The organism is Streptomyces sp. NPDC019443 (assembly GCF_044389785.1).
GTDB lineage: Bacteria > Actinomycetota > Actinomycetes > Streptomycetales > Streptomycetaceae > Streptomyces.
The window spans coordinates 295,820-314,596 of record NZ_JBIRYJ010000001.1 but is presented as its reverse complement, the minus strand read 5'-3'; the positions used below and the strand labels follow the sequence as shown (position 1 = coordinate 314,596).

General features: G+C 69.0%; 14 protein-coding genes. 8 read left to right on the top strand and 6 right to left on the bottom strand.

The window, feature by feature from the left end:
• Positions 1-14 precede the first annotated feature (14 nt).
• Positions 15-1,169 (bottom strand): NAD(P)/FAD-dependent oxidoreductase, encoded by a 1,155-nt coding sequence (locus ACH492_RS01415; protein ID WP_398981579.1) that lies wholly within the window; start codon positions 1,167-1,169, stop codon positions 15-17.
• 61 nt (positions 1,170-1,230) lie between these two features.
• Entirely contained in the window at positions 1,231-2,601 is a 1,371-nt protein-coding gene (locus tag ACH492_RS01410) for an aminopeptidase P family protein (protein ID WP_398981577.1), read from the bottom strand.
• A gap of 123 nt (positions 2,602-2,724) precedes the next feature.
• Here ACH492_RS01410 and ACH492_RS01405 point away from each other — a divergent pair, with 123 nt between their 5' ends.
• From ACH492_RS01405 to ACH492_RS01385, 5 genes are read left to right on the top strand one after another with little or no spacing between them, the layout of a single operon-like run.
• Positions 2,725-4,476 (top strand): ABC transporter substrate-binding protein, encoded by a 1,752-nt coding sequence (locus ACH492_RS01405; protein WP_398981575.1) that lies wholly within the window; start codon positions 2,725-2,727, stop codon positions 4,474-4,476.
• Between the two features lie 15 nt (positions 4,477-4,491).
• A complete protein-coding gene (locus tag ACH492_RS01400; RefSeq protein WP_398981573.1) occupies positions 4,492-5,424 on the top strand; it encodes an ABC transporter permease in 933 nt (310 codons plus the stop codon).
• Positions 5,421-6,407: an ABC transporter permease gene (locus ACH492_RS01395; RefSeq protein WP_398981571.1), complete on the top strand. Its 987-nt coding sequence runs from the start codon at positions 5,421-5,423 to the stop codon at positions 6,405-6,407. Before ACH492_RS01400 ends, ACH492_RS01395 begins: the two co-directional genes overlap by 4 nt.
• Positions 6,407-7,411 (top strand): ABC transporter ATP-binding protein, encoded by a 1,005-nt coding sequence (locus ACH492_RS01390; RefSeq protein ID WP_398981569.1) that lies wholly within the window; start codon positions 6,407-6,409, stop codon positions 7,409-7,411. The genes ACH492_RS01395 and ACH492_RS01390 overlap by 1 nt, the downstream gene beginning before the upstream one ends.
• On the top strand, positions 7,408-8,406 hold the full coding sequence (locus ACH492_RS01385) for an ABC transporter ATP-binding protein (protein ID WP_398981567.1): 999 nt from the start codon (positions 7,408-7,410) through the stop codon (positions 8,404-8,406). Before ACH492_RS01390 ends, ACH492_RS01385 begins: the two co-directional genes overlap by 4 nt.
• A 57-nt stretch (positions 8,407-8,463) precedes the next feature.
• Here ACH492_RS01385 and ACH492_RS01380 read toward each other — a convergent pair whose 3' ends face one another.
• A complete protein-coding gene (locus ACH492_RS01380) occupies positions 8,464-9,639 on the bottom strand; it encodes a M6 family metalloprotease domain-containing protein (protein WP_398981565.1) in 1,176 nt (391 codons plus the stop codon).
• A 118-nt stretch (positions 9,640-9,757) separates the two neighbouring features.
• Here ACH492_RS01380 and ACH492_RS01375 point away from each other — a divergent pair, with 118 nt between their 5' ends.
• Entirely contained in the window at positions 9,758-10,732 is a 975-nt protein-coding gene (locus tag ACH492_RS01375) for a LysR family transcriptional regulator (RefSeq protein ID WP_398981563.1), read from the top strand.
• Between the two features lie 112 nt (positions 10,733-10,844).
• On the opposite strand, the gene ACH492_RS01370 is transcribed toward ACH492_RS01375, so the two are convergent.
• Entirely contained in the window at positions 10,845-12,953 is a 2,109-nt protein-coding gene (locus tag ACH492_RS01370; RefSeq protein ID WP_398981561.1) for a SpoIIE family protein phosphatase, read from the bottom strand.
• 327 nt (positions 12,954-13,280) lie between these two features.
• Positions 13,281-14,414 (bottom strand): glutathione-independent formaldehyde dehydrogenase, encoded by a 1,134-nt coding sequence (locus tag ACH492_RS01365; protein ID WP_398981559.1) that lies wholly within the window; start codon positions 14,412-14,414, stop codon positions 13,281-13,283.
• 171 nt (positions 14,415-14,585) lie between these two features.
• Here ACH492_RS01365 and ACH492_RS01360 point away from each other — a divergent pair, with 171 nt between their 5' ends.
• Positions 14,586-14,777 carry a hypothetical protein gene (locus ACH492_RS01360; protein WP_030931808.1) on the top strand — a complete coding sequence of 64 codons (192 nt, stop codon included), beginning with the start codon at positions 14,586-14,588 and terminating at the stop codon, positions 14,775-14,777.
• A 76-nt stretch (positions 14,778-14,853) separates the two neighbouring features.
• Here the strand turns inward: ACH492_RS01360 and ACH492_RS01355 are convergent, their stop codons facing one another.
• Entirely contained in the window at positions 14,854-16,215 is a 1,362-nt protein-coding gene (locus ACH492_RS01355) for a hypothetical protein (RefSeq protein WP_398981556.1), read from the bottom strand.
• A 678-nt stretch (positions 16,216-16,893) separates the two neighbouring features.
• Between ACH492_RS01355 and ACH492_RS01350 the strand changes: the two genes are divergently transcribed.
• A complete protein-coding gene (locus ACH492_RS01350) occupies positions 16,894-18,741 on the top strand; it encodes a glycoside hydrolase family 15 protein (RefSeq protein ID WP_398981554.1) in 1,848 nt (615 codons plus the stop codon).
• Positions 18,742-18,777: the final 36 nt, after the last annotated feature.

Below are 18,777 nucleotides of genomic sequence, written 5' to 3'. Positions count from 1 at the left end.
TCGTAGCAGACGGGTCAAGCGGTGGCTTCGAAGCGGCCGGGATGGAACGGGCCCAGGTCCAGCGGTGGTTCACCGCCGTCCAAGGAGCGCGCGATGAGCAGCCCGGTGGCCGGGGCAAGCCCGATCCCCGCGCCTTCGTGACCGCAGGCGTGCAGCAGGCCGGGCACCCGCGGATCGGGGCCGATGGCCGGTAGATGGTCGGGCAGGCACGGGCGGAACCCGGCATACGTCCGCATCGCCCGGACCCCGGCCAGGAACGGGAACAGTGCGGTGGCCTGGGCCGCCAGGCGGCGCAGCACCTCGGTCGACAACGTACGGTCGAAGCCGACCCGCTCCCGACTTGCGCCGATCAGGACCGGGCCCGCCGGGGTGCCCTCGACCACGGCCGAGGTCTGCAGCGCGGCGGAACCGCTCGCGACATCGGCGACATAGTCCGCGGAGTACACCTTGTGCCGCACCACGCGCGGCAGCGGTTCCGTGACGAGAACAAAACCGCGGCGGGGCAGCACGGGAAGCTCGACGCCCGCGAGCCGGGCCAGCTCGCCACCCCAGGTGCCGGCGGCGTTGACCACGTACGGGGCATGTACGTCGCCGGCCACCGTACGCACCCCCCGTACCCGTCCGTCCGCCGTGGTGAGCAGGCCGGTGACCTCCTCGCCGAGCCTGAGGCGCACCCGCCCGCAGCCCGCTCGCAGCAAATGCGCGGCCGCCAGAGCCGGCATGACCTGCGCATCCTGGGGGTAGTGGAAGCCACCTGCCAGGCCGGGGGCCAGATGCGGCTCCAGGTCCTTCAACCGGTCCTCCGGGACTTCCTCCGCCTGCACACCGGCCTTCGCCTGTCCGGCCGCGAAGTGGCGCAGGGCGCGCATCCCTGCCTCCCCGGAGGCGACGACGAGGCCGCCCTTGGGTTCGTACTCGATCTGCGGCGGGAGCAGTTCGGCCAGCTCCTGCCACAGCCCGGTGGACAGCAGCGCGAGATCGAGTTCGGGTCCGGGCTCCTTGTCGGAAACCAGGAGGTTGCCCTCGCCGGCACCCGTGGTGCCGCCCGCGACGGAGCCGCGGTCGATCACGGTGACGGAGAGGCCGGCTCGGGCTGCGTAGTAGGCGCAGGCCGCGCCGACCACGCCCGCACCGACGACGATGACGTCCGAGGTGTTTCTCGTGGGCACGAGCAGTAATATTTCACATTGCACTGACGATGCCAAGGGCTTCACGTGTTCTGCCCGCGGTTCACCCCTCCAGCAGGGCGCCCATCCACGTCTCGATGGCGTCCGGCGTCCTCGGCAGCGCGCCCGACATCAGCCGTGCCCCCTCCGCAGTAATCACAAGATCGTCCTCGACGCGTACACCGATGCCACGCAGCTCAGGCGGCAGGGTCTCGTCGTCGGGCTGGAGGTAGAGCCCGGGTTCGACGGTCAGGACCTGCCCCTCCTCCAGGATCCCCTCGAGGTACACCTCGGCCCTCGCCTGTGCGCAGTCATGGACGTCCATGCCGAGCATGTGCCCGCTGCTGCACAGGGTGTACCGGCGATGAAAGTCTCCCCCGGCGCTCTTCAACACCCCCCATTCCACGAGCCCTTCGGCGATCACCCGCATGCAGGCACGGTGGAAGTCGCGGAAGCTCGCGCCCGGCTTCAGGGCCGCGATGCCCGCTTCCTGTGCGGCGAGGACGAGTTCGTACACCTGTCGCTGCACCGACGAGAACCGCCCGGAGAGCGGGAGGGTGCGGGTGATGTCCGCGGTGTAGAGACTGTCGGTCTCCACGCCCGCGTCCAGGAGCAGCAACTGCCGTGCGTCCAGCGGCCCGTCGTTGCGTATCCAGTGCAGCACGCAGGCATGGGCGCCGGAGGCCGCGATCGTCTCGTAGCCGGTGCCATTGCCCTCGGCACGAGCCCGCAGGCCGAAGACGCCCTCGATCCAGCGCTCGCCGCGCGGATGGGCAAGTGCGCGCGGCAGAGCCCGTACGACGTCCTCGAAGCCGGTGGCGGTGTGGTCGACGGCGAGCTGTAACCGGCCGACCTCCCAGGCGTCCTTCACCAGCCTCAACCCGCTCAGCACCGCGGCAAGTTCGGCATCCGATGCCGCATTCCTGCCGGGCGGCAGATCGTCGTACCCATCCAGGTGTACACACCTGATGCCGGTCATCCGCTCGGCCTCCGCAAGATCGGGACGGCGCCCGACCCAGAACTCGCCGTAGCGGCGGTCCCGGTAGAACCCATCACCAGTGCGCAGGGAGCGGGGCCGGATGTACAGCACCGCATCGTGACCGCTCGGCCCATCCGGTTCGAGGACGAGGACGTGCCCCGCCTGCTCCTCTCCGGCGAGGCCCGTCAGCCAGCTGTAGGCGCTGTACGGCCGGAAGCGGTAGTCACAGTCGTTGGAGCGGACCTTCAGCTCCCCCGCAGGGACGATCACGCGCTCCCCGGGAAAGTGGGCCGAGAGCCGGGCGCGCCGGGCGGGGGTCAGGTCGGCGACGGACAGCCGGATGCCATCGGGCAACGAGGTGACCGCCCAGTCGCCCGCCATGAAGGACTCGAACTCGGATGAGACGGGCAGATCATGGCTTACCACGCGAATCCCGGTGGTTACTGACTCATTCATGAGGGCCCCTCGGACACAGGTGAGTAACGGACTTGCCAACGCCTTGTCAGTGCAATTTCACATTACTATGTTACCGGTCACATTCCAGCCCTCACTGGCCGACTGTTCTCGGAGTGACCACTGATGAACCAGCGCACCCTTACCGCCGTCGCAACCGCCCTGGCGGCGACCATCACACTCGGCGCAGCCGGCTGTTCCGGCTCCAAGCACCCGGCCGGGGGCCGAGGCGCCGGCGGCAAGAACCCGGCGACCGCCAACCAAGGCGCCGTAGTCGGCGGCACTCCGCAGAAGGGCGGCACCCTCACGGTCCTGTCCAACCAGGACTTCACCCACCTCGACCCGGCCCGCAACTGGGTGATGAGCGACATGGAGTTCGGGACCCGGCTGCTCTACCGCACCCTGGTCACCTACAAGGCGGCCCCCGGCACGGCGGGCGGTGAACTCGCCCCGGACCTGGCGACCGACCTCGGCACCTCCTCCAACGGCGCCAAGACCTGGACCTTCCACCTCAAACAGGGAATCAAGTACGAGGACGGCACACCCGTCACCGCGCAGGACATCAAGTACAACGTGGAGCGCTCCTTCTCTCCCGACCTGCCCGGCGGCGCCGACTACGCGGCCCGCTACCTGGCCGGCGCCGAGGGCTACCAGGGGCCTGCCAAGGGCAAGCACCTCGCCTCCATCAAGACGCCCGACGACCACACGATCGTCTTCGAACTCCGCAAGCCCTTCGCGGAGTTCCCCAACGCCACCGTCATGCCGACCTTCGCCCCGGTGCCCAAGGGCAAGGACAAGGGGCCTCAGTACGACAACCGGCCGTTCTCCTCGGGGCCGTACAAGATCGAGTCGTACGAGCGCGGCAAGAAGCTGGTGCTTGTGCGCAACACCAGCTGGGACGCCTCGACCGACCAGGTGCGCAAGGCGTACCCGGACAAGCTGGTCATGGTGATGGGGCTGAAGGCCAACCAGATCGACGACCGGCTGATCGCCAGCCAGGGCGCGGACGCCTCCGCCGTCTCCTGGGGTTCGCTGCGACCGGAGAGCGCGGCCAAGGTGCTGCCCGACGCGGAGGTGCGGAAGCGGCTGATTGCCGAGTCGACCAACTGCACGGACATGGTCCAGATGCACACCGGGCGGGCCCCGTTCAACGATGTGAAGCTCCGTCAGGCCGTGCAGTACGCGCTCGACAGGGACTCGGTGCTCACGGCCTCCGGCGGGCCCGCATTCAATGACCTGTCCACCGCCTACATGCCCGCCACCCTCTTCGACGGCAAGCAGCCCGACGCCCTGAAGATCCCCGCGACCGGTGACGTCGAGAAGGCGAAGCAGCTGCTGAAGGAAGCGGGCAAGCCGGACGGGTTCGAGACGAAGATGACCGTCTCGACCGGGGACAAGGGGCGGGCCGAGGCGATCCAGCAGTCGCTGGGCAAGGCCGGGATCAAGGTCACCATCGAGACCGTCGACCCGTCGGCGTTCTACGCGACGATCGGCGACACCAAGAACCGTACCGACATCGCGTACACGGGCTGGTGCCCCGACTACCCGTCCGGCTCCACCTTCCTGCCGTTCGTCTTCGACGGCCGCTACATCAAGGAGCAGGGCAACTCCGGCAACCACTCGCTCTTCCGTGACGAGCCGACCATGAAGCGGATGGACGAAATCGCCGCCATGACCGACGCCAAGCAGGCCAACACCGCCTGGCGGCAGCTGGACGGCGAGATCCTCGCCAAGGCCCCCGCCGTCCCGGTACTGGTCCGCCGCTGGCCCCTGGTGCTCGGCAGCAACATCGCGGGCGCCTACGGTCAGACCTCCTTCGGCGGTCAGCTCGACTACGCCACAGTCGGCCTCAAGGACCCGTCCAAGAGCCAGGGCTGAGGGCTCGTAAAGATCATGGCCCTCGCAACCGCACCGGTGGAGGTTCCGGCGGGCAGCGGCCCCTGGCAGCTGGCCCGCGCGGAACTACGCCGCCGCTCCTCCGTCAAGATCTCCCTCGTCATTGTCGTGCTCTTCGTCGTCATGGCCGCCGCCGCGCCCCTGCTGAGCGCACTGGGCGGCTGGTCGCCCGAGGAGTTCGACAAGTCCGCCGTCGACCCCTACCTGGGCGGGCTGCCGCTCGGACCGCTCGGCGGGATCTCCGCCGACCACTGGCTGGGCGTCGAACCCGTCACCGGCCGCGACCTGTTCGCCCGGGTCATGCACGGCGCCCAGGTTTCCCTCCTGATCGCCTTCACCGCGACCGCGATCGTCGTGATCGCGGGCACGGCAGCCGGGATCGCGGCCGGCTACTTCGGCGGCCGCACCGACGCGGTCCTCAGCCGGATCATGGACCTGACCATGTCCTTCCCCTCCCTCATCTTCATGATCGCGATGATGTCGGTGGCCAAGGACGTCAACCGGATCGTGCTGATGACCGCGGTGATCGGGCTGTTCGGCTGGCCCGGCATCGCCCGAGTGGTGCGCGGCCAGACGCTGTCGCTCAAACACCGCGAATACGTCGACGCCGCGCGGGTGGGCGGATCGGGGTCCTGGCGGATCCTCACCCGCGACATCCTCCCGGGCGTCGCCGGGCCCGTCATCGCGTACACCACCCTGATCATCCCGGGCATGATCGCCACCGAAGCGGCTCTGAGCTATCTGGGCGTCGGCGTCCGCCCGCCCACGCCCTCCTGGGGTCAGATGATCGCCGAGAGCGTCGCCTTCTACGACACGGATCCCATGTACTTCGTCATCCCGAGCATCTGCCTCTTCCTCACCGTGCTCGCCTTCACCCTCCTCGGAGACGCGCTGCGGGACATCCTCGACCCGAGGGGAAGCCGCACATGACCCTCTACCTCGGCCGCCGACTGCTCGGCGTGATCGGCGTGCTGATCGCGATCGCCGCCGTCACCTTCACCATCTTCTACGTCCTGCCCTCCGACCCGGCCGCCGCGGCCTGCGGCAAGTCGTGCAGCGCCGAACGCCTGGCGGCGATCCGCGCGAACATGGGCCTCGACCAGCCGATCTGGCGGCAGTTCTGGGACTTCCTCAGCGGCATCTTCACCGGCCGCACCTTGGGCAGCGGCCAGTACGCGCTGCACTGCGGCTTCCCGTGCCTCGGCTACTCGTACGAGAACAGCGAGTCCGTCTGGAGCCTGCTGATGGACCGGCTTCCGGTCTCCGCGTCGCTGGCATCCGGCGCGGCGGTGCTGTGGCTGCTGCTCGGCCTGACCACCGGAGTCACCGCCGCCCTGCGCAAGGACAGCCTGCTCGACCGGGTCCTGATGATCGGCGCGGTCGGCGCCGCCTCGCTGCCGGTGTACTTCACCTCGATGATGCTCATCTACGGGCTGATCCGGGTGGCGGGGCTGCTCCCTTATCCGCAGTACGTGCCCTTCGGCAGCGACCCCGTCCACTGGGCGACCAACCTGCTCCTGCCATGGCTGGCGCTCGCCATCCTGTACGCGGCCATGTACGCACGCCAGAGCCGCAGTTCGATGATCGAGACGATGGCGGAGCCGTTCATCCGCACTGCCCGCGCCAAGGGCCTGCCGCGTCGCACGGTCGTCGTCAAGCACGGGTTGCGGGCCGGAATGACGCCGATCCTCACCATCTTCGGCATGGACCTGGGCGGGCTCCTCGCGGGCGCCGTCATCACCGAGTCCATCTTCGGACTCCCGGGCATCGGCCGGCTCTTCTACGGCGCGCTCTCCACCGGGGACCAGCCGGTCATCCTCGGGGTCACCCTGCTCGCCGCCACCTTCATCGTCGTCGCCAACCTGGCCGTCGACCTGCTGTACGCCGTCGTCGACCCGAGGGTGAGGTTCTGATGACCGACAGCCAATCCTTGTTGATCGTACGGGACTTGAGTGTCACCTTCTCGACGAAGCGGGGGCCGGTGCGGGCCGTGGACTCGCTCAGCTTCGATGTCCACCGGGGCCGCACCCTGGGCATCGTCGGCGAGTCCGGTTCGGGCAAGTCCGTCACCTCGATGGCGGTGCTCGGGCTGCACACCGCCGCCGAGGTCACCGGCTCGATCAGCCTCGACGGACAGGAGCTGCTGGGGCTCCCGGAGCGGGAGATGAACCGGCTGCGGGGCCGCCGGATGGCCATGATCTTCCAGGACCCGCTCTCCAGCCTCCACCCGTACTACACGGTCGGCGAACAGATCGCCGAACACCACCGGGTCCACTTCAACTCCCGCCGTGCGGTGGCCCACAGACGGGCCGTGGCGATGCTCGCCGAGGTCGGCATCCCCGAGCCGGAACGTCGGGCGGGCGAGTATCCGCACCAGTTCTCCGGCGGGATGCGCCAGCGCGTGATGATCGCCATGGCGCTGGCCTGCGAGCCGGAACTCCTCATTGCGGACGAGCCGACCACCGCCCTCGACGTCACCGTCCAGGCCCAGATCCTGGAGCTGATCGCCCGGCTGCAGGAGGAGCGCGGGCTCGCTGTCGTCATGATCACCCACGATCTCGGGGTGGTCGCCCGGGTCGCCCACGAGGTGCTGGTGATGTACGGCGGGCGCGCGGCCGAACAGGCCCCGGTGGACACCCTGTTCGCAACCCCCGCCCACCCCTACACCCGCGGGCTGCTCGACTCCCTGCCCCGGCTCGACGACGGCGACGACGAACCGCTGCGGGCCATCCCCGGCGGCCCGCCGTCCCTGCTGGCACCCGCCCCCGGCTGTGCGTTCGCGCCCCGCTGCCCCCGGGCGGCAGGCGCCTCGGAGAGCGAGCGGCTGCGCTGCGAGACCGAACGGCCCCTGCTCTCCGGACCGGCCGGGCATCCGGCCGCCTGCCACCTCCCCGCGTACGAAGGCGTCGCCTCATGACCAGTACAGCTCAGCCACTCCTCGGCGTGCAGCCACTCCTCAGCGTGCGGGATGTAACGATGGCCTTCCCGGGAAAGCGCCGCCGTGCGGATCCCGTGCGAGCCGTCGACGGCATCAGCTTCGATGTCGCCGCCGGGGAAACACTGGGCCTGGTCGGGGAGTCCGGCTGCGGCAAGTCCACCACCGGCCGCATGGTCGTACGGCTCCTCGAACCCACCACCGGCTCGATCACCTACGACGGCCACGACATCAGCCACCTGTCCCAGCGCGAACTGAGGCCACTGCGCCGCGAACTCCAGATGGTCTTCCAGGACCCGCACTCCTCCCTCAACCCGCGCCAGACCGTGGCCCGGATCATCTCCGACCCCCTTCTGGCGCAAGGGAGTTCGCCGGCGGACGCACGCAAGCAAGCAGCCGAGCTGATGGACCTGGTCGGACTCATTCCCGAGCACATCGACCGCTATCCGCACGAGTTCTCCGGCGGCCAGGCCCAGCGCATCGGCATCGCCCGCTCGCTCGCCACCAGCCCCCGGCTGGTCGTCGCGGACGAGCCCGTCTCCGCCCTCGACGTCTCCGTACAGGCCCAGATCGTCAACCTCATGGAACGCCTCCAGCAGGAGCTCGGTCTGGCCTACCTCTTCATCGCCCACGACCTCTCGGTCGTGAAGCGGGTCTGCGACCGGGTCGCCGTCATGTACCTCGGCCGGATCGTCGAAATCGGCGACAAGGAACGGGTGTACGCCGCCCCCGCCCACCCCTACACCCGGGCACTGCTCTCCGCGGTGCCCCTGCCCGACCCCGCGGCCGAGCGGGCCCGTGAGCGCATCACGCTCCTGGGCGACCCGCCCAGCCCGGCCGCTCCCCCACCGGGCTGCACCTTCCACCCGCGCTGTGCCAAGGCCCAGGCCATCTGCCGCGCCGAGGCACCACTGCTGCGGATCGCCGCACCCGGCGAGCCGCGTGAGGTCGCCTGCCACTTCCCAGAGGCGGCCTGAACACGGTTGTGCCCCGGATCCGCACAACGGATCCGGGGCACAACTGTTCTGTCTCGGCTACGACTTGGTGACTCGCACCGTTTCTCCGTAGCCATCGGCGCTCAGCACGTCGATCCGTACACCGGCCGCGGAGTCCGTGAATGACTCACCGGCCCAGTACGGGGCGTCGTCCAGTGGGCGGCACCCGCTCGCCGGAGTGGCCGTAGGCTTGGCATCCATGACCCGGATCGGTCCGTAGCCGGTCCGCACGGACGTGTCGACCTTGTAGACAAGGGCGCCGGTCGAACAGGCCGCCGTGTCCGCCTGGACCGCCCTGCGGGATTCGACGACGTACGCGGTCGTCGGTCCCGTACGCACCACGGCCATCTTGGTGCCGCTGCCGTACTCGACCGCGGTGAGATACACCGTGCCGCTGCCCGCCGAGGCCTGGCAGTAGACCTGGCTCTCATCGGTCCAGCCGAGCTTCCACGACTCCCAGCCGAAGTACTGCGGCGCCTTCCCCCCAACCAGACCCATCACGTCCCAGCCTCCGACGAACCCGTGGCCATCGGTGCCCGTGTCAAAGGCGTACAGGTCCGGCAGCCCGAAGCTGTGGGCGGTCTCATGGGCGACCAGCTTCGGACCCCAGTGCCACATGTCCTGGCCGAAGGTCACCGCCCACTTGATTCTGGTGCCGTCGGCGACGACACCCGCCGTGCCCGGGTCGTACACGTACGTGGGGGTGAAGGAGATCGCCGCCGCGTTCCTCGTCGCGACGACGTACACCATGTCGTACTGCGAGAAGTCCACAGACGGGTCGGCGGCCGTCACGGCATCTCTGAGGTATGTCTCGTGTGCCTCGTGGCCGAGACCGCGTGCGAAGCCGTAGTCGGTGGAGTTGCGCGGCATCCGAACCCAGCGCTGCTGCTGGGTGATGGCGAGCCACACCTTGCCGTACGAGGCGTTCCACACCCAGTCCGCGCCGGGCGTGAGCTGCGCGGCGTCGTCGGCCGGGGACTCGGTGGCGGGCGCGTCCGGGAAGTCCACGAAGATCATGCCGACCTTGATGGTGCCAACGGGGCGCTGGAAGACGGAGTAGTCGGTGTCGTGACCCTCGTCCGTCCAGCCGGTGGTGCCGCGAAGAGCACAGGCTGATGGGCCGGCTGAGGCCGCCTCGGCGGACGGCGTGCCGAGGAGCAGCAGGAGCACGGCGGCGAGCAGCGCGGGCAAGAGCACCCTGTGTGCCGGCGTCAAGGGGTGGGACTGTCTCACCGGATCACTACCTCTCGATGTATGGTGTGTGACATTTCACATAAGACTGCGGATGCACGGCCCTGTCCGAAAGCTGTCGTCGCTCCATAACATCCACGCCATGGATCTGGAAGTACGGCATCTGCGGGTGGTGTGCGCGATCGCCGAGGCAGGCAGCCTCACTCGCGCCGCTGCCTCGTTGTCCATGACTCAGCCAGGACTCAGCACCCAACTGCGCCGCATCGAGGCCATGCTGGGCGGAACCCTGTTCGACCGGAGGCAAGCCGGCGCCGTCCCCACACCCTTCGGCGAGCTGGTACTGAGCCGGGCCCGCGCGATCCTGCCGGGCATCGACGGCCTCCTCACCGACACCGCCCGGGCCGCCCGCCGAACGTCGACCCCTGACCGAGTCCGCATCGGCTCGGTCGGCGCCCCACTGCTCGGTCATCTCATCCTGGCTGTAAAGGAGTTGCTGCCCCATGCCGAAGTGACCTCACGCTGCCAGTACTCCCCCGCAACTCTGCTCGACGACCTTGCGGCCGACCGCTTGGAAGCGACGGTGCTCGGCGACCATCCCGACCAGGAGCTACCGCCGCGTGAGGGCGTGGTGCTCAACCCGATCGTCACCGAGCCCGTATTCGCCCTCCTGCCGACGGCCCATCCGCTGGCGGCGCAGGAGGAGGTCTTGCTGGCCCAACTCATGGACGAGGACTGGGCAGTCCCCCGCCCCGACAGCGACCGCACCCGCGAATACTGGTCATCCGTCTGCGCTCAGGCAGATCGCCGTCCGTTCACCCCGTACGAAGCCGAGGGGCGGCAGTTGATCGAGATCGTACGGACCGGCTTGGCCGTCAGCCTCTGCCAGGCCACCTTCATCGAAGCCCCGGGCATCGCTGTCCGTCCCCTCGCCGGAAATCCTCTGTGGTACCGGCATGTCCTGGCTTGGCGCCGCGACGGCCCCCTCGCCGCACACGGTGCCGAAATCCACCGCAGAGTCGCCGACGGCTATCTGGACACCTGCGCCGCCAGCCCTGTGTACGCACGCTGGCGGGAACGGCATCCGCAATCGGCCAGGGTGGCGGAGACCAGAACCTGAGCCCATGGGTGAGGGGCACACGGCTGACTTGCCGTGGCCGTCCAGCAGTCGCACGGGCGCACCGGCACGGCCGGCCACACCGCGGCATCAAACCGTCCGACATCCTTCTGCCTCAACGGTCCTTCGACTCTGTTCCGTCCGCCACAACAGCCTCCGGGCTGCCGATGCGGGCAATGAGCAGGGCGATGTCGTCGTCGGCGGAGGCGGGGGCGAGGTGGGTGAGCAGGGTGTCGCACAGGTCGGCCAGCGGTGTGGTGCCGGTCAGCAGGTGGGTGAGTTCGGCCAGGCGTTCGTCGATGTCACGGCCGCGGGCTTCCACCAGGCCGTCGGTGTACAGGACGAGAAGGCTGCCCGGGGCCATGACCACCTCGGTGGTGGTGAAGTCGATGCCGCCGACGCCCAGCGGGGCTCCCGCAGGCAGCTGCAGCAGGTGCGCGGTGCCGTCGGGGGCGACGACGGCGGGTGGCGGGTGACCGGCGCGGGTGACCTGGCAGTGTCCGGTGCGCGGGTCGCAGACGGCGTAGAGGAACGTGGCCAGCAGCGGGTCGGAGAGGTCGGCCAGGGCGGCCTCCAGGTGGTGCAGGAGCTCGATGGCGGGGAGGTCGAGGCGGGCCAGGGCCCGCACGGAGCTGGACAGGCGCCCCATGACGGCTGCAGCGGCGGTGCCGTGGCCCATCACGTCCCCGATCAGCAATGCGACCTTCCCGTCAGGGAGCGCGATGACGTCGTACCAGTCCCCGCCGACCTCGTTGACGTCACTGGCCGGCAGGTAACGGTGGGCGATGTCGATCCCCGGCGGCGGCGTCACATGCTGCGGCAGCATGCTGCGCTGCAGGATCACAGCGGTGTCATGCTCCCGGCTGTACATGCGAGCGTTGTCGACGCACACCGCCGCACGGGCGGCCAGGTCGCAGGCGAGCGCGACATCGGCTGTATCGAAGGGTCTGGCCGTGCCGACGCGGCAGAAGGACACCACACCCAGCACCACGCCACGGGCGGGCATGGGCGCCATCATGAACGAGTGCACGCCCATCCGCAGCAGCCGTTCGGGCTTGTCGGTATGGCGGGCGGCAGCCGCTACCGCGCGGGTGTCCAGGTGGGCGATCAGGAAGGGCTGCCGCTGGACGAGGGCCTGGGTGTAGGGGGCGGCAGCCGGGAATGTCAGAGTCCGGCCCAGCGGGGCCAGGACATCGGCGACCGGCGAGCCACTAAGAGGTGCCTTGCCCAGGCGGCGCAGCGTGGCGCCGCCGACCAGCCCGGTGCCGAGTGTGACGCCGGCGGCGACTGTTTCCAGCACATCGACGATGACCACGTCGGCCAGGTGCGGCACCGCCACCTCGGCCAGCTCCTGCGCGGTCCGTTCCAGCTCCAGTGTCGTCCCGATCCGGACGCTGGCCTCATTCAGCAGAGCGAGCCTGCCGCGGCTCGCTGCCGCCTCCGCCTCGACCTGCTGCTGGGCGGTGATGTCGATGATCGACGCGGTGACACCGATCGGCCGACCGTGGGCATCCTCCAGACGGACGAACGAGCACGACCACACCCGGTCGTGGTCGGGGTCGGCCGGGGTCCGTCCGACGCGGCGGAAGTCCAGCACCGCCTCGCCGCTTTCCAGGACCTGGCGCATCGCCTCCTCCATCTCCCCGGTATTCACCTCCGGCAGCACCTGCGCCAGACGACGGCCCACATGAGCCGCCTGCTGGACCCCGTTCATCAGCTGCAAAGCCGGGTTGACCTGCAAAAACCTAAGCTGTGTGTCGAACACCGCGATCCCGATCGGAGAGCGGGCGAACAGCCCGTCCCACACGGCGGAGGCCCCCCGCACCCGGCGGGCACCGGACGCGTCGGCCGCGAATACCAGCACCCCTGGGCTGCGGTCACCGCCCGGGACCGGACATGCCCAGATCTCCAGCTCCAGCGGGTGCCCATCCCTGTGCCACGCCGTGACCACACCCATCACACCGTGCCCCGCGGCAGCCGCCTCCCACAGCGACGAGCCCAGGCTCCGGTCCGCGCCCGGATGCATCAGCTCCACCACATGCCGGCCCACAACCTCCGGCGCCCGGTAGCCCAACAACTCCTGCGCTACCGGATCCCACCGCACGATCCGGCCGTCGGCTCCGGTGGCGACCAGCGCCACCGGCAGCACACCCAGCCATCCGCCGGCACCTGATGCCGCACCAGCGCCGCCGGTCAGCTCCTCGATCGGCATGTCATCGCTCATAGCCGGGACCTCATGCCCGCAGGGGACTCTCCAAGTATGAGCCGCCGCCCCCGGCAGAGCACGGCGTCAACCCCGCCCCGACCGGCAGCGCCGCGGGCTGCATGACCGGGCGTCGGCCTGCAGGACCGAGCAGGGTGTGGTCGATCTGGGCATGCCCACGCACCCGCTGTCGCAGACGCAGACGCGTACGGCGCTGACCGCGGCCGACTGCCATCCCTCTGTTTCCCAAAGGACCTTGTCTGCATCCGTAAGCGGGGCCCCGCGCGCCCGGCACTCAGCCGGTCGTGGGAGCCCCGCTCATACGGTGCTGCCTTCGAACCCCTTCCGCTACGGGTGCAGCACGACCTTCGTGTAGCCCTCGATCCGCTTGTCGAACTTGTCGTACGCCGACGGCGCCTGGTCCAGGGGCAGTTCATGCGAGACGACGAAGCTCGGCTTCGCCCGGCCCTCGATGATCATGTCGCGCAGGTACCGGTTGTAGCGCTTCACGTTGCACTGCCCCGTCCCCACCTTCAGGCCCTTCTCGAAGAGCTTGCCGATCGAGACGAGGAGCATGCCGTGCTTGGCCTGCTCGTCAGGGCCTCCGGGGTCGGCCGGGACGTAGAGGCCGGGCACGCCGAGCATTCCGGTGGGCCGGACCGTGCCGATGAGCGAGTTCAGGACGGTCGCCGGTTCCTCGCGGTCAGTGCCGTGCGCCATCGCCTGGTAGCCGACGGCGTCCACGCCCTTGTCCGTGCCGACACCCTCGGTCTGATCCTTGATCTGCTCCACGGGATCGCCCTCGGCGAAGTTGATCGGAACCGCGCCGATCTCCCGGGCCTTCTCCAGCCGCTCGGGAACCCGGTCCACGGAGAAGACCTTCTTCGCGCCGCGCAGCATGGCCGAGTAGGCGGCCATGAGCCCGACCGGCCCGCCGCCGTACACGGCGACGCTCTCGCCCGGGCGGACCTGAGCGAGTTCACAGCCGTGATAGCCGGTGGGGAAGATGTCGGCGAGCAGCATGAAGTCGGTCTCGTTCTCGCTTCCCTCCGGCAGCTTCAGGCAGTTGAAGTCGGCGTAGGGAACGCGTAGGTATTCCGCCTGGCCGCCCGGCCAGGGCCCCATGGCGACATAGCCGTAAGCGCCGCCCGCGAAGCCGGGATTGACGGTCTGACAGAATCCGGTGAATCCCTCGACACAATTGGTGCAGAACCCGCAGGCGACATTGAAGGGCATCACCACGCGGTCGCCCTTCTTGAGCGAGGTGACGCCCTGGCCGATTTCCTCGATGATTCCCATGTTCTCGTGGCCGAAGACTATGCCGGGCTCTGCCGCGGTACGGCCCTCGTACATGTGCAGGTCGGAGCCGCAGATCGCGGTGGAGGTGACCCGTACGACGATGTCGTTCGGGTGCTGAATTTTGGGCTTTTCAACATCTTCTACCGCCACGGTGAACGGTCCCTTGTATACGACAGCTTTCATGGCTGCCACCTCCGCTCGGCGTGCAGGTATGATTCCCTCCCCATCCGCTATATTTCGCGTGACCTATCTCTCATGATTCTCCCGCCTGCGCCGACATACAACCCGGTAATCTCGGGAGGAATATCTGCCCTGGTGTCGTACCGGGGAAAGGAATGGAAGGGAGGGCGAGGAGTGGCAGCTCAACGGCTCGGGACCCTGCTCGTCCCCGTACCCGGCCTGTCCGGCACCACGTACCCGCCCGGAACGACGGTGACTGTCCGCGGTCGCGGCGCGACTGTCGATGCCTTTGTCAACGGCGACTGGCTTCCGCTGTCGTGGTGGGAGTTCTCCGACGGCCTCCGCGAGGACATCGCCGACCGCTGACCCCGGCGCGCGGGGCCGCCCCCGCCGTCTCGCGGGACACTGCCCCACGATCAGCCGCCGCGGCGACCATCTACGTTCACCGTGGCGGCGACTCCTGTGGTGCCACCTCCGGTGTGCTTTCCTCCGCCTCGCCCTCTGCCAGGAATTCCACCACTGCCAGCGCGAGGAGCAGCACGAGCGCGATGCCGACGACGACCCAGCCCGTGGGGTAGCTCCACAGGAAGTACGTCAGGACGGCCGCGGCGACCAGCACCCAGGTGATCCATGCCCGGTAGCGGTTGACGAACGGGCCGACCGGCCCGGTTCGCAGACCGGCGCGGTCGGCGGTGGAGCGGACCGCGCCGATGCCCGCATTCCACAACTGCCGTACGAACGTTGCCCGTCGGCCGTGGCCGCTCAGCCAGGCGGCCAGCGCGATCACTACGCCGAGCACCACGGTCATCCGGACCGTGGTGCGCAGGTAGCGCGTCAGTGTGTCGTAGACGGCCCCGGCGGCGGGCTGCGAGACGTTGTCCGGCAGTGCGTTCAGATACACCACGCGGAACACGCTCAGACCGAGGCCGAGGATCAGCATCGCGAAGGCGAAGGCGAGTGCGGAAATCACGAGCGTACGCCGGCGGTGGACGGAGAGCAGAACGCCGGCGGCGATCAGCACGACCGCGATCACCGGCAGCCAGAACCCGGCGACCTCAAGGACCTGGAAGCCGGTCTTGACCTTGCCGATGTTGTCGGATCGCAGGACCGTGAAGTCGGTGTGCACTTCGGGGATCTTTCCGGCCACCGTCATTCCTTCGGCGACGAGGCGCTGTTTGACCTGGTCGACGACCGGGCCGAGGTCGACGGTCACCGAGTCGTTGTTGATCTTCACCGCGCTGTCGGCACTGCCCGTCAGGGCTTTGTCCACGGCTGCGTGGATCCGGCGGTTGGCGTCGATCCAGATCTTCTTGAAGGTGTCGGAGGCGACGATGTCCTGCGCCTTGTCGTGGACGAAGCTGCGGACGGCGTTCTCCAGGGCGTCGCCCAGCCTGCCGAGCGCCTTCTGCAGGAGGGGCCGGTCCGCAGGGGCCGCACCCTCCAGCAGGGTCGCCAGGTCGATGTGTTCCATCACCGCGTTGGTGACCCGGTTCGCCGCGGCCGCCTGGATGTCCGGGTCGGAGGCGAGAGGTGCGACCGTGTCGACGTACCGGTCCGTGTTGCCGACCTCGTCCGCCGTCCACGCGGCAACGGCGCCGAGCGGTGCGAAGACGCAGCCGATGACGATGAGCAGCGCCGCGAAGAAGGACCTCCACCGGTGCCGGGGGACCCGGGACGCCAGATCGGCCTCCAGCGCCGCGACGCGTGTGCGCAGCTGCTCCACTCCGGCGTGCGCGTCGTCCGCGCCCGGTGCCCCGGCGTGCTCCGCGCCCGCGTCCGGGCCGGTCGGTCCGTTGTTGGGCATTGCGTGTCCTCCCCGTACGGATGGGTGGATACCAGCAGACCCCGCGGACCGGGCACACGCGAGCTGTCCAGGGCCACACGGGGTACATGCACTGTCCTGGCGTGGCGCCCTGGATGCGCGGCCCGCTCAGCCGGGCGGTGCGGTCTCCGGTCGGTGCCCGCCGCCGATGCCCTGACGGTCGTCCGCCGCGCCATGGCGCGGCGGACAGGATCGGTGAACTCCCGCTCGACCGCCTCGTCCAGGAGCCCCAGCTCCGTGCGGACCGCCGGCAGGTGTTCGGCCGGCAGGGTGTCCAGCAGGCCCTCCAGCAGCACACGGAGCCGTCGGCAGAGATGGGTGGACCTCGCCCGTACTCACGGATTTCGGTGACGGCGAGCTGAAGGTAGTCCTCCCAGCCCCGGGCTCGGCACCACCAGTCGCGGTCGGCCACGATCGTCGCCAGTCACGTAGCGGCGGCGGATTTCGGATGCCGCTGCTCGGCGGGCGCAGGGAAGCCGTCGCCGCTCAAGGAGCCGTTGCCGGCTCGACAGGCCCAGGGGGAATTCCTTGCTTAAGCTGTCCGGGTGACACCGAGTCGGCGCAGCGGCACATGGGTGATTTACATCCGCGACGCGAGCGATCCGTACTGAGGGTTGCGCACGCGGTGCGTTTTTCGGCACGAGCCGAAAGGGGCTCACGATGGACGACTACCCGCTGATCGAGAATCACGGCCTGATCGGTGATTTGCAGACCGCGGCGCTGGTGACCACCGATGGGACGATCGACTGGTTCTGCTGTCCACGCTTCGACTCGCCAAGCGTTTTCGGTGCTTTGCTGGACCGTGAGAAGGGCGGGCATTTCACGGTCGCCCCGGCCCACAAGACCTACGCCACCAAGCAGTTGTACTTTCCCGACACCGCGGTTCTCGTGACCCGGTTCATGACCGAGGCGGGCGCCGGCGAGGTGGTCGACTTCATGCCGGTGACCGGGCGGACGGCCACACCTCGCCATCGTCTGGTCCGCATGCTGCGGTGCGTGCGCGGCAGCATGTCCTTCGAGATCGAGATGGCCCCCCGGTTCGACTACGGCCGTAAGCCCCACAAGCTGCACATCACCGACCACGGTGCGGTGTTCGCCTCGGAGGGACTGGAGCTGACCGTGCACGCGGTCCGGGAGCCGGGGGACGAGCGGCTGGTGAACTCCCTCGCAGGCGAACAGGACCTGCACTTCTCGCTGACCCTGCAGGCCGGTCAGGAGCGAGGTGTGGTCATGGAGTCGTCCGCCGACGGACCGCCGCGCGAAATCCGCCTCAACGAATTCCAGATGCTTTTCGACGACACCGTCCGGTACTGGCGGTCCTGGCTCGGCCAGTCCCGCTACTCGGGCCGGTGGCGCGAGGCGGTGGAGCGCTCCGCCGTGACGCTGAAGCTGATGACGTACGCACCCAGCGGCGCTCTGGTCGCGGCCCCGACGGCGGGACTGCCGGAACAACTGGGCGGCGAGCGCAACTGGGACTACCGCTTCACCTGGATCCGCGACGCCTCGTTCTCCGTATACGCCCTGCTGGGACTGGGGTTCAAGGAGGAGGCGACCTCCTTCATCGGCTGGCTGCGCGACCGCGTGAAGGAGAGGGCGGGCAGTGCCGGAGACACGGGACCGCTGAACATCATGTACCGCGTCGACGGCTCGTCCGACCTCACCGAAGAGATCCTGGAGCACTGGGAGGGGTACCAGGGCTCTGCACCGGTGCGCATCGGCAACGGCGCCGCGGAGCAGCTGCAGATGGACATCTACGGGGAGGCGTTGGACAGCATCTACTTCGCCCACCAGCGCGGGATACAGCTGGACCACGGGGGCTGGAAATCGCTGCTCACCCTCCTCGACTGGCTCACCGACCACTGGGACCAGGCCGGAGAGGGCCTGTGGGAGACCCGTGGCGGTCGTAAGAACTTCACCTACGGCCGGGTGATGTCCTGGGTCGCCTTCGACCGCGCGCTGCGGCTGGCGGCCGCCAGCGGCCGGCCTGCCGCGGTCGAGCGCTGGGGCCGTGAGCGGAACAAGATCTACGATCAGGTCCTGACACAGGGCTGGGATGCCGGTCGCAAGGCCTTCGTCCAGCACTACGGCAGCGATGTGCTCGACTCCTCGCTGCTGCGGATGCCCACCGTTGGCTTCATCACCCCGGACGATCCCATGTGGATATCCACGCTGGACGCGATGGACCGGGAGCTGGTGTCCGACAGCCTGGTGTACCGGTACGACCCCGGGGCTTCGCCCGACGGGCTGCGCGGCTCCGAAGGGACTTTCTCCCTGTGCACGTTCATGTACGTCGACGCGCTGGCGCGGGCCGGGCGGCCCGAACAGGCCAGGCTCGTCCTCGAGAAGATGCTGACGTACGCCAATCACCTCGGCCTGTACTCCGAGGAGATCGACCTGACCGGGCGGCAGCTGGGCAACTTCCCTCAGGCGTTCACCCATCTCGCTCTCATCGACGCGGCCATCACCCTGGACGCGACGCTGAACCGGGCCGGCAGCAACGGGACGTAGGTGCCGTCGGGTACGACGGATCAACCGCCCAGGACG